The sequence below is a fragment of the Glutamicibacter sp. NPDC088483 genome (assembly GCF_044753145.1).
In the GTDB taxonomy this organism is placed as follows: domain Bacteria; phylum Actinomycetota; class Actinomycetes; order Actinomycetales; family Micrococcaceae; genus Glutamicibacter.
This window is the reverse complement of record NZ_JBIVMP010000006.1, coordinates 317,971-343,927: the sequence shown is the minus strand read 5'-3', so window position 1 is coordinate 343,927 and position 25,957 is coordinate 317,971. Positions and strand designations below refer to the sequence as shown.

Genomic DNA, 25,957 nt, shown 5'->3' with positions numbered 1-25,957 from the left:
GGTCAGATCGTGCAAAAACTTCGGAGCGGAAGCCCTGGAGAGGGGCCACAATCGGGTGCCGACGCCGCCGGCGGGGATCACGCCGTGGAATCGGGACATCAGATCTGAATTCAAGTACGCACTCCAAAATTTCTGTGCCGGGACAAAAGCCTTCCGCGCAATATAACGGATTGCGAATAATACACTGCCATTAGCTCTGACTCTTCTCTACTTGGAAGGGAAGTCTTTGTTAATGGCACGAACAACAGCATGGACTCCTTCGTATGCTTCAAGACGTAAAGTCTTCAGAGCATCTTCAGAGATGGGCATATCGGCCAAGCGGACCTTTTGCAAAAGGTTCTCATCGGTCGCACTGGACAGTAGAGGGGTACGTCCCAATCGACGATAGAGATTACGTGACTTTGAAGTCGAAGAGAGTACTACGGAAGAAACCCCGTAAGTAGTTGCAACAACTGTTCCATGGAATTTATTTGAGATGAGTGTATGCAGTCCACCGATTGCGGAGCTGATCTCATCGATATTCTCGCTATCGAAGATAATCTGATTCTCTAGAGGGAAATCCTTTGCGACTTGCAGATCGGCCGCTCGGGTGCGCCCCGTGCCCATCACGATGTTCATGATGTCAAAGCCCTCTTTTTGGAGTTCCCTACACGCGTTTAGCAAGACTGTCGGATCGGAGCCCGCGCGGTGAGTACGAAGAGAAATGCCAATTGTTGGTTTCTCGAACTTCTTAGCAGGAGGATAAACACCACTAAATGCCAGATCAGCATGATGGCGGACCTCAACATTAGGAGTAAGTTTCTTCCGAATCCACTCCGCACTCTCGACATCTCGCGCCGAAATGTACTTCACGTTCTTGTGCTGGAAGAAAGTACGCAGACGGCTCATGACGTCTTCAGCTTCGTGCTTAATCCAAGTTGGAACTCCTACACCGGAAATGTATATAGGCCGGTTTAGCCATGCTTTGTTCCAGTAAAGTGGAGAGATCTTGTTCGGGATGACCAAGTCACCGCCACCGATAACGATTGCATCGACTTCTTTAGCTATTTCGACTGCAGAGCGTGAGAAATACGGGTACTCCAACTTGTCGTGCAGAAGCCTTGTCTCATGCACTGAACCGATCGAATTTTCCCAAATGCGGTGGAAGAGCTCATCTCCATAATTGCCCCATCCGAAGAATCCTACTAAGCCAATTTTAGCCACGGTCTATTTTCCTTGCTGCTCGTATAGTTCACTAATAATGCGTGAAAGCATCATTTTTCCAAAAGTCTTATTCATATGATAAAAGTCGCGACGTTTGAAGAATCCCCGCTCATCAGGTGCGTCTGGCTGGCCTAAGCATAATGAGGTTTTGGTCCACATAAATCCGCGCTTACTTTCTTCGGGCTGTTCAATTACCCGGATCCCATTGGATATAAATCGATTTTTTTGAGATTCATAATTTTCTAACAAATATCGTTCAGCCTGGTTATCGTTGAACGCGTGAAACGCTTCTAGTCGCTCACCAGATTCAGTTCCGGCCCATTCGGCAGGCAATGGTGCAGGAACCAACGTCACGGGCTTGTCGGTTACACGTCTAAGGATTGAAATTAAGCGAGAGGCTTGCGATTGCGCAATACGATGATTCGTATACGAAATGGACACCTCTGGAGTTAGTAATTGCCCGCCCAGATCAAACGGTAAATCGTCAGGTTGGTATTCTTTCCAACTCTCGATCATCGACACAACAGAGAATCCGAATCCAAGAACAACAAAATGGTCCCAATCCTCCGCAAAAACGGTAGATTCGGAAGTACTGGTGGCCTCAATTTTGACCATGTCCAGCGTAGCCACATCTTTCGTTCCGACTATCTTTAAGGGCTGGTTTCCATAGGTTCTCGAAATATAGAACTTACGTTCCTCAGTTGAAGACTCAGGCTTAACCCCGTGCGAAGTAACTGCAAGAGGGGCAAGATGTGAATTACCGATAAAACAAATTTTCATTTCGCAAATATCTCCAAAAGCGAATCGTCACAAAATACCTGTTCGTCTGCGATACGTTCTTGTTTTGCCGTCAACGAAGAATTTTTGATTGGTATATGTTCAGAGAAGAAGTAATTCATAACCTTTTCCACCGCTTCAGGCTTGACATTGCGTCCAGTCTCATCAAAAGGGGAATTTTCGACGTAGCTTGACGAGATAACCTCGTAGGACGGGAAATAATCGACGTCCTGGCACCGTCTAATTATCTCACCAGCGGCAGCTCTAAGTACCGCCTTAGAGTACGTCGTCGCCGTGAGCACATGGTCACTGGTTGCAGTGGCGGCTAGAGGAACTGGAGAGACAGTAAGGATAAACTTGATTCGAGGATTAACTCGACGAGCCAAAATACGGAACTCCAGAAAATCTCGCACAACCTCTGTGTAACCAAAATTCTTAAATTCGTACTTTTCAGAATCATAGGAACCAGCGACTGTTCCGGGAGCAGTTGGATAGACAGTGCCATCCACCTTTGACACCCATCCTTCAGTCAGCCCCATCGTGAAGACAAAAACGTTAGCTTGCTTCAACAATTCAAGAACACGTCTGAGGTGGACTTTACGATGTCTTAGTACCAATTCGGGGCTATCGTGCCCTCCGGGGAAAATCGTAGGACGAAGTGCATCATAAAACTTCCCATCACGCTCCCAGACGACTTCCGCGGGTACTCGGTCACCCATGGCCTCTCGCGCAAGTTGTGACAGTTGACGAGTGTAATAGATATTTCCATAACGGGCTGAATAAATTCCGTAGCCATGTTCCATAGCCCCAGATTTAGTTAGATTCTCCGGGGCCGGCTCAACGTCAACGACATTATATCCATTTGACCGCATGTACTTGGCGATGTGCTGAGCGAAGCAGCTTCCTGCGGTTGCAATGCGGTCAGTTGCTTTGATTTCGAAGCGTTTTTTGTACAAATCGGGAATCGTCGCCACTGAAGAAGTGCGCATACCGGTCTTCCAGTACGTCCGTCTCGGATTGCCTCTATAAGGCGACTCAGGAACCGGAAAATTCTGCGTACTTGTCATATCAGAAGCTCTCTGCCGTATATAGTTCAGACTCGATCAGTCTAGCAAATGATAGCTCAGAAGCTTCCCTATGGAGCTCCTTGCAAATTGAAGGGGTAACGACAGATCCGCCAGTTTGGAGTTCGCTTCTTCCAAAATTGGCTGACAAACATCTCCCAAGCCATGTGTCTGAGCAATCTCAAATCCAGTTCGAGTTAGCTCGGATAATGTTTCTCGGTCCTTGTGCAGCATATGTCCTCGTTTCCTTGCTAATTCAGCGAGGACGAAGGAGTAACCGTTGACTACTTCATCAGCACTACCTTCAATCTCAAATTTGTAGATTTCATCTGGATGAATCCGCCCACAAAGTGTCGATAGCCTGGCATCTACTTCCGGAGAAGAAATGTTCTTGCGGTCATCGTCATAACGATGCGAAGCCATTTGTGGACTGATTAGTGAAATAATGTCATGAATTACGCCGAGCGACTTGCCGGATCGTACTGTCCCTTTCCAACTTTCCGAACGAGCTAGGCCTACGAGTTTCCTATTCATAAAAGGTCTGACCCCGATCATAGACGTCGTGACAAACCGTCCGCTATGTAGGGCATTACGGTGGCCCAGATAATGCCATTCAGATGCTATAGGGTCATCGAAGTCGATGCCCATCTCCAACATTGCTACTTCCGTTTCGGCATAAAACGCATCAGCAACGTTCTTGTTCTTGATTGTCCGATGAATTTGAGACATCGAACGCCATCCGTATTGCCCCTTTGCCAATTCAGCACCATGACCTCCAATATTGAACGTCGGATGCTCGGTTACGATACGGTCAGGAAGGACCATAAAATCGTAAAGTCCCGAGCTAGATAAGTACCAAAGACCTAGCGGATTCTCGACGCGTTCGATCTTTCGAGTAGCTGCGTTAGGCATTTGCCTGTTGAGAGGTAATTCGTGGATTTCTGCTAGTTCCGCGACAACTTCGAAGTCTTTCTGATGCTGCGGGGCCGAATTCTGACACGTGATTTTTGCCTGACTCTTTAGTTCCTCAGATAAGGTCACCGATGCAATATTTACACGCGAATCTAGCCCGCCGCTCACGGCCATATTTACACGCGCCGGACCCAACGATGCCAAACTGGACAACAAACTTACGTATTCAACGGTATATTCACGAAGACTCTGTTCATAAGATGGACCAGCGTCGGCCCCAAAAATCTCGGGTAGGTTGCCACTTTGTAAATGAGCAACCAATCTTTTACCAAGCTCCACTCGCATGGTGGAGCCCACCGGTACCATTTTAATCTGGTCAATCATGGTATTGCTACTAAGCATTTGTCCCGCCATGGCATTTGCCCAGGTACGAGCAGTCACGGAGGTCACATCAACAGTAATCGGCATTGACAGGATTCGTCTGCTTTCTCGCAAGACGTAAATCGAATCCGAAAATAGTGCGACGTCACTAGCAACTGTCCTAAACAAAGGGCAGAGACTAAAGAGGTCGTTCGAGATCTCAACTTTGTTAGATTCTTGGTTCCAGGCGCAACTTACGTAGCACCCTTCGACCGATTTGAAGCTCAACGATCTTTTGTCAACAACTGATGAACTACTTGAATTACCACTGAAAATAACCTTCCTCTCTGTTTCATTAAATATGGCATACCCACGGAAAAACACCTTATTCTTGAAATCAGTTTCACTCTCAGCTCCACGGCTTACAATAAGAATTTTGTAACCGTTACTGAGATCTTGTTCAGCCACTTCCGAACTATATTTTCTATTAATAGATTCGTTGGACATTAATGACGAACGAATCTTGTCAATCTTGGATTTGACGCCAACAGCTATAAGATAATTAGACATGAGCACTTCCTTCATAGAAGCCGATTTATGGGAAATTTAACTGACGGATTGCATTCATCAGCCCAGTTACATGCGAAATTTCGGCATTCGCTAAATCTCGAACATGCTTTCTTGTAAGGCTTTGCACAGAACTTGACAGGCTGGTCCTGTCAACTAGTGGTTCTAACAGATCGATTAATTCGGGAGGAATTGCTCCTGAAGGAGAATATCGCATCAACCCAAGTGACTTCGACGTATCTCGCAGCGAAACGTATGGAATCCCATATTTGGAAGCGACCACAAGCGCATGGAACTTCGCGCTCATCACCAGATCCATTTTGCGTAGGTGATCAAGCATTTGCGCGGTGTCGTCAAACGACTCAGCGTATTCCGCTAAACCATGTCGTTTAAGATTATCAATCTCTCGTTCACGCTGATCGCCAGTTGCTAGCACCAATATTGATGCAACAATTCTCCCCTCGGAATGCGCAGCAAGAAGACTACCCCAGATCTCTAAATCAGATTCCGTAATTTGTTTTTTATTAAGGACGAATGCGACCCTTGGCACGGCATTAACTCTTCCGTCGATTCCGTTGGAGGGAGTAGTGTCCGCAAAAACTAAATCGGGAACTATTCGGACTGGAACTTTAGGCCTGATATTTTGACTTATCCACTCGGCACTTCGTTCATCTCGCGCGCTCAATGACAGAATGTTATTTGAACTAAAGAACTTTTGAAGGCGTGGTATAACATCTGGGCGATTTGTTTTTGACTCTTCAGCGACCCCAATACCAGACACCACAATCGGTTTGGCAGTCCATGCACCATTCCAATAAAGGGGTGAAATTGCTTCGATTCTGATCAAATCACCTCCACCAATTATGACGGCATCGACTGATGATGCTTTAGCAACAGCCGACTTCGTAAAATAGGGCTTCTCGATTAAGTCATTCATACGTACTAGCTCGTACTGAGACAATGTTTCGCGCCAAATATTGAAGAACAATTCATCGCCAAAATTTCCCCATCCGAAGAATCCGACTAAACCAATACGCAAAGCACAACTCCCAAGTATCCGACACTAGATGACCCCCAGGGCTCTCCGTGACCTTCGATTAGTGATGGAAAATATTCCAATTTCATTCAGTTTCAATACAATAACAGCAGAACCAAAAATTCAGTTACTCACCGTGTGAACCACTTCACGACCCTATTCTATCAACTGACTGAAGGGGCTTTATTCTGCAACGACCCAAAACGCGCCCATTAAACATAGAACGGATTCCAGTAATTTGGATTGGAAAAGTGATGAAGACCTTTGAAGTGAATCTTGTTATCAGGCAAGTCCTCAACGAATACGCTTCCGCAGATTCCAGAACTCTGTAGAGCCGACGTTCTAGGGTCTGTTTTATCCTCCTGCGGCTTCCCTTTTCCTCTTCTTTTCCGCCACGTATGTCTCAATGTAGGACAGGACCCGGCGACATACGCAATCAGGATCAGCGCAGCGGCATGCGGCGCCCTGTTCAGTTACAGGTTTCCACTGCTGTTCAGCAGAGGTAATTGGAAGCATCTGTGCGTTGTGCAGTCTCGTAACTTCGTCGATACAGTATCTCGCTGGTTCATGGACAATCGATCTCATGACTTTGTGGACAAACGGTCTCATAAGATCGTGGACACCCTGTCGCATACCTTGGTGGAGGTTCGAGTCGTGACTTTCAAGCACGCTCAATCGCTTGCGTACTGCGCTCTCTCCACGACCCGGAGCCATGATTACCAGCTATGATCCGACACAGCCTGAAACCTTGATCGTCAGCGAATTCTGCAAGTCACCGAATATTTCGCGAAGCATCTACTACCGCCTACTTGAACGGGCCTCCCAAGAATCAGCTGGCGAACTCCAACCGCGTTCGCGAGCCCCGAAGCAACCTTCCAGACCCTACGTTCCCTAAGTGATCAACGATCTGGTCCGGATCCGCAAAGAGCATAAAGAAGATGGTTGGGACTATCAACCGATAACCATCCATTTCGCAGCGACTATCCTTGAAGTTCCCGGCGGCCGAATCCCTGCCGTTGCGGCCATTGCACGGTTGCTGGACAGTGTCGGCAAGTTGAACGCAGTCCACGCAAACGCCACAGATCCTCCTGCGTTCCCTGCGTACGTTCAACTGCCATAGCCGCTGTGGCAACTAGATGCGTTCGAATACAGAACCGGTTACGACCAGGTAGTAACGGTCAACCACCTCATCGACGACGCGACGCAATTCGACGTGGCAACCTGTGCGTACTCGCGCCAATAGAACAGTGGCGACGCGCAGCAAGTACTCTCCAGTGCCAATTATGGAGTCCGAGCCGCCCAAGGAAGTCCTCAGTGATATTTCCAAGACACTAAATCAGCTGCGTGGCGGCACCGTTGGCACCGTTGGCACCGTTGGCACCGTGGAAGCTTATTTGGCTCTACAGATAGGCCTACCGATCACCGGGCTACCCTGCCGACCAACTACCCAGGGTAAGAACGAGCGTTCGCACCGGACCCTGCAGCAATTCCTTATAGCCAACAGACCACGGAATCTCACGGACGTGCAGAAACTGCTTCAACGTTACCGTGAGCACTACAACATGAGCAGCCCGCACCAGTCGTTCAATCAAACCATCCAGCACAAATGGTTTGGGAGTTGAGGGAGCACACGCCGGCCACCGAACCAGTAACGATGGTGTTTTGAAAGCGAAGCGGCCGAGTACTTGATGAAGCATCGAATCGGCTGCTCCTCGGTGGACCGCGCTGACCTAGTCGTTTCGAAAACTGGTGACAGCCTGACGAAGATCAGGGACGAGCAGCAATCGGAGATGGAACTGGAAATCCATCCACTACTGATTCGGGTCAGTAAGGATAATAGCCAAGCCCACTATCGTGGCAAGCGGCTTTCACTACTGCAGACCTATGCCAGACCCAGGTACTGATAACCATCACAGACGACGAAATTATTTCGTTGAATCCCCATACCGCGAAGGTGGTCCTAAGTTTCCCGTTATCTCCAGTTGCTTTGCGTGTTCATGGGCGTTTTGTGGCTTCGTTTTCGATCAGAGGAATTCACTTTGCGATTCCGACCAAGCAATAGAGGCGGAAATCCGCCGACTATCGACCGCAGTACGAAGCGAGGAAAGCCGACAAGCCTGAGGCATTTGATTACCTTTAGTTCGTAGCTACTGACGGCGTCCAAATCCACGCCGACAGTAGCTGTGTACAAAGTCGCCAAATCGATTGTCCACGAAGCAGTAAGACCCTGGGTCTACGAAGTAACGAGATGACACATCGGGTACGCGCACAGGTGCTACCAAATACATCTGCTAATCAACTGCTTTTCGTCGAATGACACCCTATGGCCTATAAAGCCGTTGGGCTGGGGTTTACACCAGCCAGCGACACATAGACGGCCTCCGAACGCAGATTTCCAGAATGCGAGCATGCAGCCACCCAACTGACTACGACGACCGAACCAAATCCCTTAGGTTCACGAATTCATTTCTTTCGATTAGCTTCATGAGCGAAGTCATGGCAGACGTGTTTTTCTTGATTCGAGAACCGAGTCAAATAGTTCGGGGGCCGACATACTGTTTCTCGGTGTTTGATCTTATATTCGAGGATTTTGCCCCGATACACCAACGAGCAATTTTCAAAAGTCGTTCAAGGGTCAGTATTCAATTAGTGTTGACAGGAGGGTCGTGGGCCCATTGACAGACTTCGTCTGTTCGACACTGTGCATGTCGGGAGTCGTTATCAATCATGTAGTGCAGCACGGGTGCCTGACTGAGGTTGTTTTCCTGAATATTTGCGAACTGTGGTGCTCAAGAGCATCGCCTGAATCCCAAGAAATCGCCTCCCTCAAGCCAGTGCACTACTTCAGCGGCCTGCTGCTACTGGCCAATCTTGCATGATCGACATTCTCTGACCGGTTCGAATGTCTGGTCCGGCCCAATCCTGGCGCAGAGCTGAAAGTTACTATCATCGCCTCATTTGCGTGCAGCAAGCAACTCCATGGATTCCGGCCGGTTCTGTTAGACGTCCAGGCTGGGAGGCGGAAAAAATAGCTCTCGGCCTCATTCGTGCACTCGGTACTCGATTAGAAGAGAATTCGAAACGACACTGGAACCTGTGCCGATGTGAACATGGGAGGATCATTGGAACCCGTCAGGCCGGCGATTCGACGTGGCAGCACCGGATACAGTTCATCTCAGCAACGTGATAGAGGCCCGGGTTGATCAGAGCATGCTCATTCTCTCCCTTATCGTGAATCTGTCCGAGCACAAGATCATCCGTTCACGCTGGCCCCTCGCCGACCATTAGCTTTCACGAGTCAAGGCCTGTCCAGAGACTAAGGCGAGCCGTACTTTAGTATGAAGTTGCTGGTGCATAACGATCTAAGGTTCGCTATCAGCATCCGACGTGGAAATACTTATTGAAGGACCAGGATGCGGTGAAGTCCATCTCGCACTAGAGCAATTGCTACGAAAACTCGGCTATTCTGAAATTCTATAGCCAGTTAGAGTCAGACACATTCCGTGGCGAACGATTTATAAATGCTAGCCAGCACCAGGAACAGAACAAAGCGTTTATACCAGTAGAAGAGCACTAAGCGGCGTCAAGAATGGCTGAAGGGTACGGCACCGATCGATATCGATGCCATACCCGTGCTGCCTCATGCGGGACGATTGTTCAGCTAGTGCGACCTTATTGGACTAGTTCGGTGCACAACTGAACTGATAGGAGCTACACGCATTTAGTCAGCCAAGTTGATCTCTCGCGCCACGCTCGCACCGATGGCAGCGCCAACGACATCCAGAACGCCTTGAGGCAGTGCCGAATCAATGTTGATGACTGCCAAGGCCTCTGCCTTCTTTTCATCGCGCGATACCTGCATACCGGCAATGTTGACCCCCTGCTCCCCCAGCACATTACCCAAAGAGCCAACGACGCCTGGACGATCCGCGTAGCGAACGACAATCATGTGATCCGAAATAGGGATTTCGATTTCGTGGCCGTTGATGCCTACGAGCTTCTCGATCTGCTTAGGCCCGGTCAAGGTGCCCGCCACAGCAAGCTGGGTGCCCTCATTGGTGGACCCCTTGATGGTCAGCTGGTTGCGGTACTCAGGCGAATCGGGGGTGGTGATCAGACGGGTAGCAACACCACGCTGCTCAGCCAAGACCGGCGCGTTCACGTAGGAGACCTGATCCGAAACTACGTCCATGAAGACGCCCTTGAGTGCCGAGAGCTCCAGGGCCTTGACATCCAGTGAAGCGATCTCGCCGGCAACTTCAACGTCAATGCTGGTCAGCGAGCCGGAAGTCAATGCGTTGAAGATACGGCCCAGCTTCTCAATCAGCGGGATGCCAGGGCGCACGTTCTCATCGATGACGCCGCCGGCAACGTTCACAGCATCCGGGACCAATTCGCCGGCCAGTGCCAGGCGAACCGACTTGGCTACCGAGACGCCAGCCTTTTCCTGTGCTTCATCGGTTGAAGCGCCAAGGTGCGGGGTGACGGTGACGTTCTCGAATTCAAAGAATGGAAGATCAGTGCTTGGCTCCTTGACGAACACGTCAATGCCAGCGCCTGCAATCTCTTCATTCTTCAATGCTTCGTAAAGCGCGTCTTGATCCACCAGACCGCCACGGGCCACGTTGACCACGTATGCGGACTTCTTCATCTTGGTAAAGGCATCCTTGCCCAGCATGCCCAGGGTTTCCGGAGTCTTTGGCATGTGGATGGTGATGAAGTCGGCCTCAGCCAACAGCTCGTCCAAGGTCAGCAGGGTGACACCCAGCTGTGCTGCACGGGCAGGAGTGACGTATGGGTCGTAGGCAACGATCTCCATGCCGAAGCCCTGCAGGCGGGCAGCAACCAGTGCACCGATGCGGCCCAGGCCGATAATGCCGGCCTTCTTCTCGAAGAGTTCAACGCCGGTGTAGGCGCTGCGCTTCCATTCGCCGTTCTTCAGCGATGCGTTGGCAGCAGGAATGCGGCGTGCCAGGGACACGATGTGGCCCACGGTCAATTCAGCCGCGGAGATGATGTTGGAGGTTGGAGCGTTGACCACCATGACGCCAGCCTGGGTGGCTGCCTTGATGTCTACGTTATCCAGGCCCACGCCGGCACGGGCGATAACCTTCAGGTTCTTTGCTGCGGCGATAGCTTCGGCATCCACCTGGGTTGCGGAGCGAACGAGGATTGCATCTACCTCGGCAATGGCTTCGAGCAGCTGGGAGCGGTCAGCTCCGTCGGTCTGACGAATTTCAAAGTCGGGGCCGAGAGCAGCAACGGTTGCTGGGGAGAGTTGTTCGGCCAGAAGTACGATTGGCTTGTTGTCAGACACGGGTGTGGCACCTTTGCGATTTCTTGGGCTGATGCTTGCATGGAGGCAGCTGTTTTCCACTGCCTACATTTCCAGAGTAGCGCTATGCATCCCCCGTTTTCCCTCGAATTCATGCATGTTACGCAGGGAAAAACCGACTTTGTGAAAACTTTCACTTATTGGATAGGATGTATCGAATGCCGGTGCGAAACATTACGTTTCCGCTCAGGATGCCATCTCTCCCATCCCTGTGTTTCCGGATCCACATCGACTTCGCCGCATCGCTGGCGGGTATTATTTGCAGTCCCCCTACTTTTACTTGGATACAAGATCTGAGACTCACTGCTCCTATCGGATATCAGTTTCGAATGGGAAGATCATTTCATGGGGGCAAAGGCATCGAACCGAACGATCGTGGTAGCGCATCCAGGTTCCGAAATGTATGGATCCGACAGAATGCTGCTGGAGGACGTCAAAGGCTTGTTGCGGGGAAATTGGAGGGTCACCGTCGGACTTCCTGCCGAGGGTCTACTGGCGTCGGCCTTGCGTGCGCAGGGTGCCAAGGTAGTGGTCTGCAATACGCCGGTGCTGCGCAAGTCAATCTTCACCCCGCGCGGGGCCGTGGGGTTTGCCAAAGACACTTTCCAAGGCGTGCGCCAGATGCATGCATTGCTCAAGAGCACCAAACCATCCGCTGTCCTGGTGAACACCACCATCATTCCCTTATGGGTCGCCTATGCCCGCCTGTCGGGGCACAAGGTTGCCCTGCACGTGCACGAGTCCGAATCCCATTCCCCCAAACTGATGCGCTTGGGCTTGTCCCTGCCCGGGACCTTCGCTCACAGGATCATCACCAACAGCCGCTTCACCAATACCGCGTACCTCCAGCACGTGCCTTGGGCGCAGAAGAACAGCCAAGTCATCTACAACGGCATCGCAGGTCCCCCAATTCCAGCACCGGCCCGGCAGAAACTTTACGGCCCCCTGCGATTGCTCTACGTTGGACGGCTCTCTGAGCGAAAAGGATTGCTGGTTCTGCTCGATGCCGTCACGATCCTGCAACAGCAAGGCGTGGACGTGTCGTTAAACCTGGTCGGGGCCGTATTCGAAGGCTACGAATCCTTCGAACAGGCGCTCCAAGATCGCGTCAAGGCTCTGCCGCGACCCGAACTTGTAGAGTTCTTGGGATTCCAATCCGATGTTTGGCCCCATTATGAATCCGCGGATATCGCCGTTGTCCCCGCGCAGCTCGAAGAATCCTTCGGGAACACCGCGGTGGAAGCCATACTCGCCGAGCGTCCGGTCATTGCCTCGCGCATCGGCGGCTTGCAGGAAGCCGTGGAACCGTATTCCAGCGCGGTACTCGTTGAACCAGGAAATCCCCAACAGCTGGCGGCGGCCATCGAGACGATCCGCAGCGGGTGGGAGCAGTTCAGAGTTTCGGCGCAGCAGTCGGCGGTGAAGGCGCGAGAATTCCACGACCCCGAGCTCTTCGGACAGCGCATGGATTCTGCCTTGAAATCGCTTCTTGCCTCCGGATAATCTTCAGCTCCATGCTCTGCCCGGTTACGCCGATGCTTCCAGCTCCAGCGACACCTTTCGGAAGTCCACCCCATGCCCGGCCGGAATCAGGTTCAGCAGGTTCAGGTAGCCTGGCGCAACAGATTCGCCCAGTTCCGCTGCCAATGCCTCGCCACCGCATTCGGCCAGGATCCGTCCATCCGCCATCACCAGCTCGATCTGCGCCCATTCACCTCCAGAAGGCGCATTCCACATTGCCCTTCCCAGCTTGTGCGGAGTTTTCCCGCCTGCTCGCCAGAGCGATACTTCGCCGTGGCTTTCGAGCTGGAGGTGGAATCCGTCTGCCTGCGATTCCTCGAATGCCCGGTAGGGCTCATCCGTTGGCAGTCCGAAGGCCAGTCCGGCAATCTGGTTCCCGCTTCCCCGCTGCGGCCAGCGGATCTGGGCCTTCAAACGCCAATTGCCGGCCCCAGCCAAGGCCATTGATCCCAGGGCATAGGATGCCTTGCGGGAGTCGCCAAGCGTGAGAATGCCTTCTGCGGCAGAGATCTGCGGCTGCGCTTTCCAGGTAATCGCATCGGGCAGGTCACCCGCGGCCCGCAGGCCGCTGGTGAAGCCGTCTGCAACCGTCGGCACGGCTTGCGGTGAAGAAGTTACGTAGGGCAAGTTCGAGCACATCATCCCCCGCACGCCCTGCCGTGCCAGCCAGTCCCTCTGGCTTCTGCGGTGCACTTCCCAGCAGATCACTGGAAGCCCCGTGTCCACTGCGCGTTCAATGGTGCCCGGGTCAGCCGAATCGTGGATTCCTAGTGCATCGAACCCACCAGCAAGCTGTTCAATGCCGCCAAAATTCTCCGGGGCGAAGTAGCCCCAGGTCTTCATCCCGGCGGCCGATGCCAATTCGGCTCCGGTGCCGGTTGCCGGCTGCTTCCACACCGTCGATTCGATAGGAACCGGGGAAGCAGCAATCATCTCGATCAGCTCGGCGGCGTGCTGTCCGCTCTTGTCCTCGATAAAGAGGACCGCCTGGTCCGCCAGTGCTTCCAGAACGGTTTCCAGGCGTGCCAAGGGCTCCAACGCAGCATTCGGTCCAAGCCATTGGCGAGCATCGTTGCGCAGTGCTTGGAGCTCGTCCCACGCGGTTTCGCTGATCAGCCGCGGGACTCCGCACAGGCGCTCCAGGCTGGCGTCATGGTGGCAAATGAAATGGCCGTCCTTGCTCCGGTGCACCGAGATCTCGATGGCTTGGGCACCATGGGCCAGGGCTTGCCGGTAGGCATGCAGCGTATGCTCGGTCCAATTATCCCCCGACCCGCGGTGGGCAATGTAGAAGAGATCTTGCTCGAGCAGGTCTGCCGCGCTGACCGCCTTGGGCGAGGCGCGCTTTGCCACTAATTCCCCTGAGCACCCGGCCAGCAGCAATGCGCCGGCAGCCAAGCCCAGGAACGTGCGGCGGCTGACCGCGAGCGGCCCTGCAGTTCCGGTTTCCATGATGCCCCCTCGGCAGCCCAGGCCCGCCAAGGCCTGGGCTCTGGCGGGTCTGGCATTGTGCGGATCCTAGCTAACCGATCACGGACAGGTTGTCGAAGGACGCGGTCACCGGTGCATTGGATGTCGAGCCGGAGAGATACAGGCGCAGGCCTGTGCCTCCTGGAACTTGCAGCGCACTGGTCGAGTCGCTGGCGTTGAGCTGCCAGTCGGCTGGCTCGCTGTCTGCGGCAGCCCAGATCTTTGCCGCCAGCTGCGTCGGGTTGGTTCCTGTCACCGACAGCTTCAAGTGGACCGCCTCGCCAGCCTGGTAGCCGAAGGAGGACTGGTACTGTGTGGCCAGAACACTCTCCGCACCGCCCACGGCACGAATCAGCTGGATCTGGATGCCGCCCGAGGAAGTGAACTGGCTTTTGAGGTAGTACTGGTTCGCATTGCCCAGATACCTCGACGAGAAGGACACATAGGTTCCATTGCCGGTCGGCTGCTTATCCAGCTGCACCTGGACAGCGGCTTGCGTGGTGGTGCTGTCGACCACCGGCAGGTAGATCGCTGGCCCTGAACCGGGATTCAGGCCCAGAAGCTGGCCGACTCCCCCAGCGACGTTGGCGGTCGCCGCGGATCCGGTCCGCGTCCACGTGCCACCGGTATCGGCAGCGCCCCAATTGCCGGTGACATTGCGGCTAAAGGCGTCAACTGCCACCGGCCTTGGCGGTAGCGAGACCTTCACCGTTTCGGTGTGGCTATCCACCAAGCCGTCCGGATCACTGGCTTCCAGGGTTATCGTGTACTCATCTGGTTCGCTGTAGCTGAACGATTCAATGGATGCGCCCTCCACCCAGTCGCTGCCGTTGCCGAAGGACCAGCGGTAGCTGAGCTCATCATTATCGGGATCAGAACTCTGCGAGGCATCAACGGTAACCTTCAGCCCGTCCACTTCAGTAATTTCGAAGGCCGCTTCCGGAGGCTGGTTGGGTTCTGGCGGCGGCAGGATGGTGACCTGCTTCGTGGCCGTATCCGTCCCGTTGGCATCATCGGTGACGGTCAGCTTCACCTGATAGGTCCCGGGTTCTGCGTAGCTATGCCCGGTGGTGATGCCTTCGGCGCTGTTTCCATCTCCGAAGTCCCATCCATAGCTGGCGATGGTGCCGTCGGGATCCGCGGACTCCGATGCATCCACGGTGAGCTGCTGGCCCTGGATCTCATGAGTGAATTCAGCCGTCGGACTGGCATTGGCAGGTCGTCCGATTCCAGCCTGGTAGTGATTCTCCACCGCGGCCGGGCTCAGCTGCTTGCCGTAGACCGCGACTTCGTCGACCCGTCCGGCGAAACCGCCAGTTGGCGCCGAGCTCCATCCGCTGACACGGTCATTGCCCACTCGCCAGAAGCCGTCGAGTTCCAATGCGGATTTGGTGCTTGCACGCGAGGCTACTTGCTGCCCGTCCACGTACAGGCGCATGCCATCTTCTCCCAGGCTTGAGACCACATGATGCCACCTGTTGTCGTTGTAGATCCCGGACGAGGTGATCACCCGGCGAGCGCCGCGTTCGGTCACGCCGAAGGACAACCGTCCCAGGGAATTCACATAGGTCAACCGGTCATGGTCGGTCGAGTCCGCATTCTGTCCATTGCCATAGCCGATGAGCCGGCCACGCTGCAGGGGCGAGGCCTTGAACCACAATTCGGTCGTGAACTCCTGCGGACGCTGCCAGCGAACCATGTCCTGCGCCCCGCTGCCGCCCAGGGACAGGCTTCGGCCATTTCCCCCGGCAATAGCTGATGAGGAATCGACTCCTGCATTTCCTGCGAGCTGCAGGTCTTCGCTTCCGGCGGCGTCAAGGGCAGTGGAGTTGTCAGCTGCTCCGAATGGCCAGTATGCCTTGGGCTTGTCAGCTTTGATGACCTTTTCGTATGCGGTGGAGGCAACGGTGTCCTGCGCCACCGTGATGCTCTCGGTGGTGCTGCGTGTCTCCTTCCCCGTCGGGTCCACGGCGAAGATCCGGTAGCTGTGCGTGCTTCCCGGCTCCACGTCTTTGTCCACGAAGGACATGCCTTGGCGCATCCAGAAGGTCGAGTCGCCTTGGACCGTGTGGATGGGCGCGTTATTCGCTCCGTCCCGGATCACCTTGTAGGCCAGGGTCCCGTTGTCCATGTCCGAGGCTGCCTGCCAGCGGATGCGCACTTCGCCTGCAGTGGTGGAGCTCAGGGTCGGAACGAAGTCCTCGCCGCTTGGCAGCGGGCCCCTGTCATTGGGGGCCAGGCTGCGGATAGCGAAGCGGACCAGCCCCTGCTGGTTCTTGTAGTTCACCCGCTGGAATTCACCACCATAGACAATGTATTCGTCATTGCCTGTGACACTCCATGGGCCTTGGCTCTGCCCGGTATAGGTGCCGGTGCTCAACGCCGGGAACCAGGTCTGCAGCCGCGGATGCGGCAGTCCTTCGAAGTTGGTATATCCGTGGATTTCACGGTCAATTGTCCCCGCTGTTTCCTTGCTGAAGGCCATGGCGCGGTTGTACTGCCAGTTGGGTTCCTGGGCGAATCCGCCGATGTTTCCGCAATAGTGCGGATGCCCGGCAAGGTAGAGCAGGTCTCCGGTGGCGTGCACGGAGTAGGTATCCCCGTGGCAGTCCTCTACCCAGCGTGTTTCGAGGTCTGCCCATTTGATGGCCACCACGCCTTCCAGGGTGGTCGCTCGACCGAACGTGTAGCCGCTGGCGTAGAAAGTGTCCTGGTCTGTGGCAATGGAAGTGATGGAACCAGTCTCCCCGCCATTGCGGACATGCGAGGCTGCCGGATATGGGTACTTCCCGCTGGTCTCGGTGCTCACGACGGCTAGGCCGTTGGCGAAGTCGCTGGTCGAGTTCACCTGCGTGAATTTGCCGCCCAAGGCCAGCTTTGTCCCATCGGGCGACAGCGACATGGACTCGACGTGCCCTCCTGCGACCACGGGCCTGAACGACAGGAGGGCCGCGTCGCTGGCACGCAACGCAGCCGCTTGCTCACGCCAGGCTTCGCCAATGCGGAAGAACGAACCGCCCAGGTACACCGTGGTGTTCGTGGCGACAATGCTGCGCACGGAATTTGAAGGCTGCGGGTCGAATTCCTCGATGCGTTCTCCGGTCACCGGGTCCAGTGCCGCAATGCGCGAAGCGCTTTGCCCGTCCAAGGTGGTGAAGTCGCCGCCAGCGTAGAGCCGGCTGCCGTCCGGCGAAGCAGCAAGAGTGAGTACCTGGGCATTGAATTCCGGAGTGAAGCTGTTGAGCAGTTCTCCGGTTCGAATGTCGTAGGCGAGGATGTTCTTGCGTGTTGCGGTTTGCGTCCCAGCCGCAGCACCTGCAGGACGCGCGGTAGCGAAGCTTCCTCCTGCATATACCGTGTTGCCAATGACCACTTGGCTCCAGACCACGCCATCGATCTGGACGGTCGGGAGGGCATCGGCGGTGACGGTCGCAGGGGTGAGCGGGTCTGACGGATCCGCGGGCACACTATCTGCAAGTGCCTGCGGCGGCGTGGCTAATGCGGCGGCCGCGATCAGCGCGGTTGCAGCAATCATGGTCATGGCCCATCGGGCGATGGCCGGGGCGGATCTGCGGATCATGGCGATACCTCACCTGCGAGCTGTTGGATTTTCTTGGTTGCGCCAGTTTCGAATTCAAGGGTCACGTCAGACGCTGATTCCGTTTGGGCGCTGAATAGATAGGTGGCAGTAGCCTGCTTGCCTGCCGCCAGTTGTGGAGGAAGTACGGTGCTGCGTGTGTCGGTGAGCACGGCCGCCGGTTCCCTGCCGTCCCCGTAGAACAAGCGCACTTGGGCCTCGCCCAAGTCCAGCGCGGTGACTCCGTCGTTGGATAACTCGATTTCAACCAGTGTCGCGGCCCCGGCGATTTGCCCGATGCCTTCTGCTTCGGACTGGGTTTGCTCGATGCGCTTGATCCGCATCTGCGCATGCGGGCCCGCCTGGACTTCTTCAGCAAGGTCCACTGCCTTGGCTGTGGCAGGCGGCTTGCCAGCCGCTTGGGCATCCGGCGCCACTTTCTGCGCATCCTTGTCCTTTTTCCATGTGGACTTCTCTGCTTTCTCGGCAGGAGAAGCTGAATCCTCGGATTTTTCAGCGGCCTTGCCCGCCTTGGTGGAGGGCGCCGCCAAGGCTGATTCGTGCAGCTGCTGATCGATAGTCGCCAATGTAGTTTCGGCTGGTTCCCCAGGCATGGCCGCTTGCGGCGAAGCCTGGGGTTCTACCGTGCAGGAAACCAGGGCGATTCCCAGCAAGAGCAGCATCGGAACGATGCGCATCTTGGCTGGGACATGGCCGCAGGCCGGAGGTTCTGCTGCTTGTGCGCGTTGCATGATCTGTCTGGTTCTGCGCTCAGGCCCGCTGGACCTGGATAGATGGCGAGCTTAGTTGCCCTAAGGCCACTCTGAGCTTGGTGCTGGAAGTATGCACGGTGTAGGGGAAGTACTCGACTCTCACCCCGACGGTTGCAAAGAGCTCTTCTAGTCCTTTTCCTTCGCGGGTGCCCTTCCAGTCATCTCCCTTGAAGAACACATCGAATCTGACATCCTCCCACGTCAGTAATCGGTTCGGATGAAAATCAAGAACCGCCTCATCCACGAAGCCTATCGAGGAGACGATATCCAGTCGTTCGCTTTCGGGTATCACCGGCCGTTTCCCCTTGGTTTGGAGCAGCCTTTCATCACTGACCACACCGGCAATCAGATAGTCGCATCTGGACTTGGCTTGCCTGAGAATATTCAGGTGCCCGACGTGGAACAGGTCGAAAGCACCTGCGGCGTACCCAGTGATCATTATTTTCCCCAATTTCTCATGAACCAGTTGCTGATTCGATTCCCCATAGCATCCGGGCCATCCCCATGGCCTGGACGCTTTACTGTTTCCCAGAATTCTCGTGCCAGCCTCAGGCGCGGCGGCGGCCAATTTCCGCAGACGGTTCTGCGTCGAATTCCACCGAAGGCTCTCCGGCACCGGCCAAATCCAAGCACAGCTTTTCGTAGGCCCGGGCAACATCGTCCCAGTCATAGTCGCTAGCGCGCTTTCGTGCGAGCTGGGCGCGTTGGCGAACGGCATCGTCCTTTGATTCGGTGCGGTCGAAGAGCCTGGACGCGGATTGCGGGTCATTGAAGTATTCGCCGGCTGCCTGGGCCACTTCGCGGTTGAAGTTCACGTCATAGGCGTTGATCGCCGTGCCGGCACCCAACGCCCTGAGCAATGATGGGTTGGTACCGCCGACCGAATGGCCATGCCAATAGGCAAGTGCATGGGCATAGAGCTCATCTAGCAGCTGCTGGTCCCATACCCCGCCTAGGAAGCGGACTTGTTCCGTGGCCGCGGCATGAACCTGCTGAGTGTATTGCTCGGCATAGGGCGCCGAACCGACGACCACCAGCGGGAGCCTGGCCTGCGACTGGCTGTAGCCACGGACAATCATCTCCACGTGGTTCTCCGGCTCGAAGCGGGCCACTACCAGATGGAACTTTCCGGATTCCAAGCCGAGCTCAGCCAATTTCACTGCAGCAGCCTCGGGAATTTGCGGTGCCCCATAGGTGATGAGCCTCGTTGCCCGCGAGAATTTCGCCGCGTAGTAGTTGGCGATACCCAGGGCATCGGCAATCAATTCCCTGCTCCACCAGACGCAGAGGCGCTCGCATAGCCGGTAGTACTTCTGGCCAATAGGTCCCCACTTGGCCCGTTTCCATTCCAGCCCATCCACGTGCGTGGCGACGGGAATCCTTCCCAAACGCAGCAGCGGGAGCAGCGGGGCATTGGCCGCGTTGAAGACAATCGCCGCATCGGGCCGGTTGAAGAGGGCATGGATCACCGACAGTGCAGTATGACTCAGCGTCTCGAGGCTCCTTCGCCTCATGGCAGGCAAATGCACCAGTTTGATGCCCTGGTATTCGCTCATGCGCTCGTCTTTGGCAGTGCCACGGCAATATACGGTCACCTCGTGCCCTTGATCGGCCAGGCGGCGCCCTACCTCTTCAATAGCAGTCTCGAAACCGCCATAGCGTGCAGGTACTCCCCTGGTGCCGATCAAGGCGATGCGCAGCTTGGCGCGCGAGTCATGGTGCTCGGTGCGTTGCATTCTGTTCCCCCAAATTTAAACAGCAGAATCAACGTTCGCTTGCTTGCCGCACCAGCGTCGATCCCCAAAATCAACGGCGAGTTCCGGAACATGCCGCAAGCATGCGTTTCTCATCTACCGAGCATATGTGTCGTGCCGTTGCGGCACACGAGTGCACCCGTACTTGCGTTACCCGCGAATTACTTGCTCGGGGGTACTTGGAATACTCACTGGCCACTGGGGAAGTTTTCTCGTCAACCTCGAAGTCCATGGATCGAGAGAGAAACATCACGATTGAATAACGGTTCATTCCATGCCACCATTTACAGCAGGGCCCGCGTGACCCTTAAACCATCGTCTATATTGAATGAGCAGGGCCTGTTTTGCTGGGGAGCACGGGTTAAGCTCCGAGGATCCTTTGCAGAACCTTTCCCCCAAAAACCTCTTGCCCCTCGGTCCGGATACATCCGGCCAATCTTCCCAGCGGCCGCGCCTGATCGCGGCATTGGCCTTAGTCGCCGCGTGCGGCATCGTTGCCACCTCCTTGAACCCGGTGCCCGTGGCCGCTTCGACCACATCGGTCGCCGATGCCATGAACCGCACAGTTGGCTCCGGCTGGGGCTCTACTTCAAGTGGAATCCCCTACCTAGCCAACAGTCCAAGCCGTTTCGCCGTAGATGGTTCCCAGGGTGAAATTACCTTGGTCCCCGGCAAGCTCAGCCATGCCACCGCCGCCATCAACGCTGCCGACATGCAGGCCGGCGTCGATATTTCCTTCGACTCGCTGCCCAGCACGGGTTCGTCCTATGCGCACCTAGGTGCCCGAAGTACCGCAGATGGCCAATACACCGCTTCGCTTCGGCTGCAAAGCACTGGCAATCTGTCCCTGGAAATTTCACGGACCGTCAGCGGTAAAAAAATCGTGCTCGATTCTCGGCAGATCAGTGCTGCGGCTCGCCCGGGGACTGCGTACCATGTTGACTTCGCCGTCGCCGGAAGCGGCACCGCGTCGCTCAAGGCCCGCGCCTTCGCAGCTGGCAGCGGAACTCCCGAATGGCAACTGGAATCGGAAGATGCATCCACAGCGCTGGCCTCGGCCAAAGGCAGCTTGCGCATAGGCGGTTACCTTTCGGCCAGCGCCGCCGGCAACTCCGGTCTGCACGTTGATAATCTGGTGGCGCGTTCAGCTACCGAACCGGCGATGCAGGCCCCGGAACCGGCACCTGCCCCATCGCCTTCCCCAATTCCCGAACCTGCACCTGATGCCGAAGGAACCGTTCCCCACTCCGAAGAGGTCAGCGTTGGCGAGCAGGCACCGCAGGCGGGAACCCTGGGCGCCATCCCTTCAACAGCACTTTATGTTTCGGCATCCGGAAATGATGCCTCCGGCGGTACCGCCTCAGCGCCACTGCGCACCCTGTCCAAGGCCATTTCCAAAGCCTCCAGCGGACAGACCATCGTGGTGCGTGGTGGCAGCTACCATGAGTCGGTAGTGATCCCCGCAGGCAAGAGCCTCAAGCTGCGCGAATACCCGGGAGAGACCGTCTGGCTCGATGGTTCCAAGGCAATCACGGGCTTCTCCGCCGCGAGCAATGGATGGGTGAAATCCGACTGGGACTACGATTTCGATACCAGCCCGACCTACACCCGGGGAGCCACAGACAATACGGCTGAAGCATGGGGCTTCATCAATTCCAGCTATCCCATGGCAGCCCATCCCGACCAGGTATGGATCAACGGGACCAAGCAGACCCAGGTATCCTCGGTTGCCAAGCTCAAACCGGGTGCCTTCTATGTGGACCGCGCCAATAACAAGCTGCACCTCGGTACCGACCCAACCGGAAAGTCCGTGCGCGCTTCTACGCTGGTCAAGGCCCTGAGCATCCGCAGCGACAATTCCAGCGTTTCGGGTATCAATGTGCGCAAGTTCGCTCCTTCGGTGCCCGACATGGGTGCGGTCACCGCGGAGAAGCCGGGCATCACTGTGCAGAACCTGACCATCGAGGATACGGCAACCACGGGTTTGAACGTCAGCGCTGTGAAGAACACCGTGAGCAACGTGAAGATCCAGCGCAGCGGCATGCTGGGCATGAACGCCGTGTACGCTGACGGACTGGTCGTCAACAAACTGGCCTCCACAGGCAATAACCACGAGCGGTTCAACACTTCGCCTGTCTCCGGCGGGCTGAAGATCGGACGCACCCGGGGCGTGACGGTGAAGGATTCCAAGCTCAACAGCAACTACGGTCCGGGACTATGGCTGGATGAATCCGTCTACGATTCCAAGATCCTGAATAATGACCTGATCTCCAATACCGGGCACGGACTGTCGCTGGAGATCTCCGCAAAAGCAGTGGTGGCCAACAACCGCATCACCAAGAATTCCGGATTCGCCTTCAAACTGAACAACACCAGCGATGTGAAGATCTGGAACAACACCATCAGCGGCAAGAACCGGGTGCTGAACATCGTGCAGGATGCGCGCCGCGCAGCGAACAAGTCCGACCCCGGGCACGATCCGCGCCAGCCATTCCCTGACACCACCATGACCTGGATCAATAAGAACATTGTCGCGAAGAACAACGTGTTCTCCAATACCGGCGGTGGCAACGCAATTCTTGCCGTCGAGGACTACTCGGGCAGCTACACGGCAGAACAGATGAAGATCTCCCTGGCGTCCAATGCCTATCACCGCATCAACTCCACGAATCCGAAGTGGTCCTCCGTCTGGTCCACAGGCGCTGGAAACCCCGCGGTGTTCACCACCTTGCCGGCCTTCGCCAAGTCCACCGGACAAGAGCTGAATTCCTTTGAACTCACCTCCAGCACGGTGCTGAGCAGTACCAATAATCCGACTACCAGCGTTACGGGCAAGAACAGCCAGGCTACCGCATTGCCTAGCGATATTGCCTTCCTGATAGGACAGGCCCCCGCTTCCAAGCGCATCGGCAGCTACCCGCGCTAGGCTCCGGGCCACCCTGGCAGTACAAGCAACGGATCCCGGCTCGGCATTGTGCCCAGCCGGGATCCGGTGCATTCGGGTTCAGCTGCCCATCGCCACCGGTGGATCCGGCGGCTGCTTGCGCTGCAGGGGTGCAGCGTGTTCCCAGTCCAAGGCCGCTCGGCTGCTGGCCGGTTCCAGCATCAGGGCGAACACCAGGAAAATCAGGAATAGCGCACCGGCATCTACCAGCCCGTTTTCCATCACGCTGCGGATGATCACGAACGCCAGCAGCGGGAACAGCAAGCTGCGCAGCCTGCTTGAACGCAATGCGGCGAAAACCGTCAGCAGAACCCAGAAAGCCACAAGCAGCGTTCCGATGATTCCAGTTTGCGCCAGCAAGGAAATCCACGAAGAATCGAAAACCTGCTCGTCCCAGTACTGCCCTTCGACAGCAATGGTCTTCTGGCTCAATCCCGCACCGATCCATCTCTGCCATGAATCATTGGGCAGGTTCAGCACGACCGACCAGCTGATAGTCCGGGAGTTCAACGTCATCACCGAGGCACTGTCCTCGCGAGCCATCAGATTCTGCAAAACCGGAGTCAGGAACGCAAGGTAGAACACCAGCGGAAGGGCCGCCAGCGCCGCCACGATGGTCTGCAACGGGATTCGGCGGAGCATCAGCAGCATGCCAGCTGCCGTGCAAGCAGCCGCGATGAGAGCGGTGCGCGACTCGGAGAGCAGAAGGATGGCGCTGAGCAACACCAGCATCCCCACGTGCCACCACCGCACGTGCGCGCGCAGCGATTGGTGGAAAAGAACCAGTGCCGGGATACCGGAAAGCAAGGCAATCTCATTGGGGCTCAGCGGAGGGATGCCGCCTGTCAAGCGCCCGCCTCCGCCCAGCGCCAGCCCGGTCCCCGCGCTGATGATGCCCACCGCGGCCAAACCGACGCACATGGCCAGCAGCACCTGGTGGGCCGGGAAAACCCGCATGATGAACAGCACTGTCGCTGCCAGCATCGCCACGCGGATCGCGATGATGGCCGAGGCCATGACATTGCCTTCTGCCATCGCCCCGATCACGCTCAGGGCCAGAACCGGAGCGAGCAGCGCGATACTGCGCACGCCTACCGGCTGACGGACCCCACTCCACATCCACAGCAGGATCGCCCAGCACAGCACGGCGCCTTGCAGCAGCGCCTTGAGCACGACCACGAGGTCCAATCCGCCGGTGAACAGCGTTCCCTGGCGCCAGGCAACCACGCTGAAGACCATGAGGATCCACAGCAGGTTCAGCTGCCACAGACGCGGAACCCGGTAGCGCCGTGGCACCGGAATCTGCTCCGCCGGCGTCCAGGACGCGCTGACGGCCGGAGGCATGATCAGGTACCCCGCCGGTGCCGGAAGCGCGAAGGCTTGCGCACCAGCACCAGCCCGGTCGCTCCGACTCGCACAGCGTTCAGCTCCTGCAGGGCATCGGCAACCTGTCGGTAGGTGGTTCGCCGTTCACGTCCGGTGAGGATCACGCAATCGCTGTGCAGGGCCACTGCGGTGGCGTCCACCGGCTGGCCCTCCATGCTGGCTACGAAGATCACTACATCGAAATCCTCTTCAAGGGAAGCGATCAAGCTGTCCAATCCGGCGAACACATCGAAACGGCGCAGCGTTTCAGGTTGCGGTCCGGCAGGGAGGTAGCCCATCGGCACCGATTCGATATGAGTGAGTGCATCATGCAGCTCGCTGGTGCCAGCGAGCACTTGGGCCAGGCCCGTTCCACTTGCCTCGTCGCGGCGCAGCGGCTCCAGTTGGCGGTCGGCCTGCACGATCACCGAGCGCTTGCCCATGGCCGCCAGGGTCTGGGCGAGCTGCTGCCCATCGAGAACCGCATCGGCACGGGTACTGAGCACCAGGATGCGTTGCGGCAGGCGCCCGTCATTGGCCATCAGCAGGTTCGATACCAGCTGGCGGTAACCGACCTGGATGCCGGTCGGGTTGGCACGGGCTCCGTCCTTGGACCGGGCCGCCACGGTGCCCAGCACGCGCATGCGCAATTGCCGTTCGGCGTCGCGGCCGCGCAGGATCCTCGGATCCAACTTGTGCAGCGCCAGGGCCAGCAGCAATCCCAAGCTGGCTCCCGAAACCAGGCCCAGGGCCAGATTCACGGATTTGCGAGGCGCGGTGGCGTACTGCGGTGCCGAGGCCGGCACGGACAGCTCCGCTTTGACTTCCAGCTTCTTGGGGTCGGTGTTCTCCAGCTTCTGGATGGACTCCGCCAGCAACCCGGCAGCCGTATTGGCGATGTCCGCGGCCTGCTGGGCCTCCGGGGCCTTCGCGGTCACGGCCAGCAGCACGGTATCGACCGGATTGGTGGCGTTCACATTGGATTTGACGTCCTGGAAACTGCGATCCAGATCAAGCTCGCGGATCACCTGGTTGATCAGCTGCGGATCATTGACCAGCTGCGGGTAGGACCCCACTCGCTGCAGCGCGAACTGGCCACGGGCATAGGCCGTGTCCTGGCTGGAATTGACGCTGACGAACAAGGTCGACTTCGCGGTGTAGACCGGGGTCATCCCCAGGGTGATGGCGATGGAGGCGAGTATCCCGGCAAGGGTGCTGGCCGCGATCCACCACATGCGGGTTCGCAGCACGAAGAGGAAATCACTCAGATCCATGCCTGCCGCCTCCCGATGCGCATGC

16 protein-coding genes and 1 pseudogene are annotated in these 25,957 nt (G+C 56.3%); 3 read left to right on the top strand and 14 right to left on the bottom strand.

Features of this window, described 5'->3' with window-relative positions:
- The 6 genes from ACIP6G_RS14700 to ACIP6G_RS14675 form a co-directional block, all read right to left on the bottom strand.
- Positions 1-99, bottom strand: a 99-nt coding sequence (locus ACIP6G_RS14700; protein WP_388025851.1) for a sugar phosphate nucleotidyltransferase, incomplete at its 3' end; no start/stop codon positions are given.
- Positions 100-207: 108 nt separating this feature from the next.
- Positions 208-1,203 carry a polysaccharide pyruvyl transferase family protein gene (locus ACIP6G_RS14695; RefSeq protein WP_388025699.1) on the bottom strand — a complete coding sequence of 332 codons (996 nt, stop codon included), beginning with the start codon at positions 1,201-1,203 and terminating at the stop codon, positions 208-210.
- A gap of 3 nt (positions 1,204-1,206) precedes the next feature.
- Positions 1,207-1,983 (bottom strand): hypothetical protein, encoded by a 777-nt coding sequence (locus ACIP6G_RS14690; RefSeq protein ID WP_400290986.1) that lies wholly within the window; start codon positions 1,981-1,983, stop codon positions 1,207-1,209.
- Positions 1,980-2,969, bottom strand: coding sequence for a GSCFA domain-containing protein (locus ACIP6G_RS14685; protein ID WP_400290984.1), 990 nt, complete (start codon positions 2,967-2,969; stop codon positions 1,980-1,982). Before ACIP6G_RS14685 ends, ACIP6G_RS14690 begins: the two co-directional genes overlap by 4 nt.
- A 114-nt stretch (positions 2,970-3,083) precedes the next feature.
- Entirely contained in the window at positions 3,084-4,886 is a 1,803-nt protein-coding gene (locus ACIP6G_RS14680; RefSeq protein ID WP_400290983.1) for a hypothetical protein, read from the bottom strand.
- Between the two features lie 25 nt (positions 4,887-4,911).
- Positions 4,912-5,922, bottom strand: a complete 1,011-nt coding sequence (locus ACIP6G_RS14675; RefSeq protein ID WP_400290981.1) for a polysaccharide pyruvyl transferase family protein — start codon at positions 5,920-5,922, stop codon at positions 4,912-4,914.
- Between the two features lie 676 nt (positions 5,923-6,598).
- On the opposite strand from ACIP6G_RS14675, the pseudogene ACIP6G_RS14670 reads away from it, so the two are divergent.
- Positions 6,599-8,059 (top strand): annotated as a pseudogene (locus ACIP6G_RS14670) (integrase core domain-containing protein).
- Between the two features lie 1,581 nt (positions 8,060-9,640).
- On the opposite strand, the gene serA reads toward ACIP6G_RS14670, so the two are convergent.
- Positions 9,641-11,236 carry a phosphoglycerate dehydrogenase gene (serA, locus tag ACIP6G_RS14665; protein WP_400290978.1) on the bottom strand — a complete coding sequence of 532 codons (1,596 nt, stop codon included), beginning with the start codon at positions 11,234-11,236 and terminating at the stop codon, positions 9,641-9,643.
- Positions 11,237-11,671: 435 nt separating this feature from the next.
- On the opposite strand from serA, the gene ACIP6G_RS14660 reads away from it, so the two are divergent.
- Positions 11,672-12,757: a glycosyltransferase gene (locus tag ACIP6G_RS14660; protein WP_400290976.1), complete on the top strand. Its 1,086-nt coding sequence runs from the start codon at positions 11,672-11,674 to the stop codon at positions 12,755-12,757.
- Positions 12,758-12,781: 24 nt separating this feature from the next.
- Here ACIP6G_RS14660 and ACIP6G_RS14655 read toward each other — a convergent pair whose 3' ends face one another.
- The 5 genes from ACIP6G_RS14655 to ACIP6G_RS14635 form a co-directional block, all read right to left on the bottom strand.
- On the bottom strand, positions 12,782-14,227 hold the full coding sequence (locus ACIP6G_RS14655; protein ID WP_400290974.1) for a glycerophosphodiester phosphodiesterase: 1,446 nt from the start codon (positions 14,225-14,227) through the stop codon (positions 12,782-12,784).
- A gap of 70 nt (positions 14,228-14,297) precedes the next feature.
- Complete coding sequence (locus ACIP6G_RS14650; protein WP_400290971.1) at positions 14,298-17,825, bottom strand: PKD domain-containing protein; 3,528 nt, start codon at positions 17,823-17,825, stop codon at positions 14,298-14,300.
- Positions 17,822-18,574 (bottom strand): hypothetical protein, encoded by a 753-nt coding sequence (locus ACIP6G_RS14645; RefSeq protein WP_400290968.1) that lies wholly within the window; start codon positions 18,572-18,574, stop codon positions 17,822-17,824. The genes ACIP6G_RS14650 and ACIP6G_RS14645 overlap by 4 nt, the downstream gene beginning before the upstream one ends.
- A 19-nt stretch (positions 18,575-18,593) precedes the next feature.
- A complete protein-coding gene (locus tag ACIP6G_RS14640) occupies positions 18,594-19,034 on the bottom strand; it encodes an adenylyltransferase/cytidyltransferase family protein (RefSeq protein WP_105658121.1) in 441 nt (146 codons plus the stop codon).
- A gap of 109 nt (positions 19,035-19,143) precedes the next feature.
- Positions 19,144-20,331 carry a DUF1972 domain-containing protein gene (locus ACIP6G_RS14635; protein WP_400290965.1) on the bottom strand — a complete coding sequence of 396 codons (1,188 nt, stop codon included), beginning with the start codon at positions 20,329-20,331 and terminating at the stop codon, positions 19,144-19,146.
- Between the two features lie 484 nt (positions 20,332-20,815).
- Between ACIP6G_RS14635 and ACIP6G_RS14630 the strand changes: the two genes are divergently transcribed.
- Positions 20,816-23,275 (top strand): right-handed parallel beta-helix repeat-containing protein, encoded by a 2,460-nt coding sequence (locus ACIP6G_RS14630; RefSeq protein WP_400290962.1) that lies wholly within the window; start codon positions 20,816-20,818, stop codon positions 23,273-23,275.
- Positions 23,276-23,353: 78 nt separating this feature from the next.
- On the opposite strand, the gene ACIP6G_RS14625 is transcribed toward ACIP6G_RS14630, so the two are convergent.
- Together ACIP6G_RS14625 and ACIP6G_RS14620 are read right to left on the bottom strand one after the other, a co-directional pair.
- Entirely contained in the window at positions 23,354-24,637 is a 1,284-nt protein-coding gene (locus ACIP6G_RS14625; RefSeq protein ID WP_400290960.1) for an O-antigen ligase family protein, read from the bottom strand.
- Positions 24,638-24,639: 2 nt separating this feature from the next.
- Positions 24,640-25,932, bottom strand: a complete 1,293-nt coding sequence (locus ACIP6G_RS14620; RefSeq protein ID WP_400290958.1) for a Wzz/FepE/Etk N-terminal domain-containing protein — start codon at positions 25,930-25,932, stop codon at positions 24,640-24,642.
- Between the last annotated feature and the right edge of the window lie 25 nt (positions 25,933-25,957).

What these genes read in the sequence shown, in the direction of transcription:
- ACIP6G_RS14625 (WP_400290960.1), bottom strand. Translation starts at nt 24,637, where the DNA reads ATGCCTCCGGCCGTCAGCGCGTCCTGGACGCCGGCGGAGCAGATTCCG.
- ACIP6G_RS14640 (WP_105658121.1), bottom strand. Translation starts at nt 19,034, where the DNA reads ATGATCACTGGGTACGCCGCAGGTGCTTTCGACCTGTTCCACGTCGGG.
- ACIP6G_RS14685 (WP_400290984.1), bottom strand. Translation starts at nt 2,969, where the DNA reads ATGCGCACTTCTTCAGTGGCGACGATTCCCGATTTGTACAAAAAACGC.
- ACIP6G_RS14635 (WP_400290965.1), bottom strand. Translation starts at nt 20,331, where the DNA reads ATGCAACGCACCGAGCACCATGACTCGCGCGCCAAGCTGCGCATCGCC.
- ACIP6G_RS14660 (WP_400290976.1), top strand. Translation starts at nt 11,672, where the DNA reads ATGCTGCTGGAGGACGTCAAAGGCTTGTTGCGGGGAAATTGGAGGGTC.
- ACIP6G_RS14620 (WP_400290958.1), bottom strand. Translation starts at nt 25,932, where the DNA reads ATGGATCTGAGTGATTTCCTCTTCGTGCTGCGAACCCGCATGTGGTGG.
- ACIP6G_RS14655 (WP_400290974.1), bottom strand. Translation starts at nt 14,227, where the DNA reads ATGGAAACCGGAACTGCAGGGCCGCTCGCGGTCAGCCGCCGCACGTTC.
- ACIP6G_RS14645 (WP_400290968.1), bottom strand. Translation starts at nt 18,574, where the DNA reads ATGCAACGCGCACAAGCAGCAGAACCTCCGGCCTGCGGCCATGTCCCA.
- ACIP6G_RS14690 (WP_400290986.1), bottom strand. Translation starts at nt 1,983, where the DNA reads ATGAAAATTTGTTTTATCGGTAATTCACATCTTGCCCCTCTTGCAGTT.
- ACIP6G_RS14650 (WP_400290971.1), bottom strand. Translation starts at nt 17,825, where the DNA reads ATGATCCGCAGATCCGCCCCGGCCATCGCCCGATGGGCCATGACCATG.
- ACIP6G_RS14680 (WP_400290983.1), bottom strand. Translation starts at nt 4,886, where the DNA reads ATGTCTAATTATCTTATAGCTGTTGGCGTCAAATCCAAGATTGACAAG.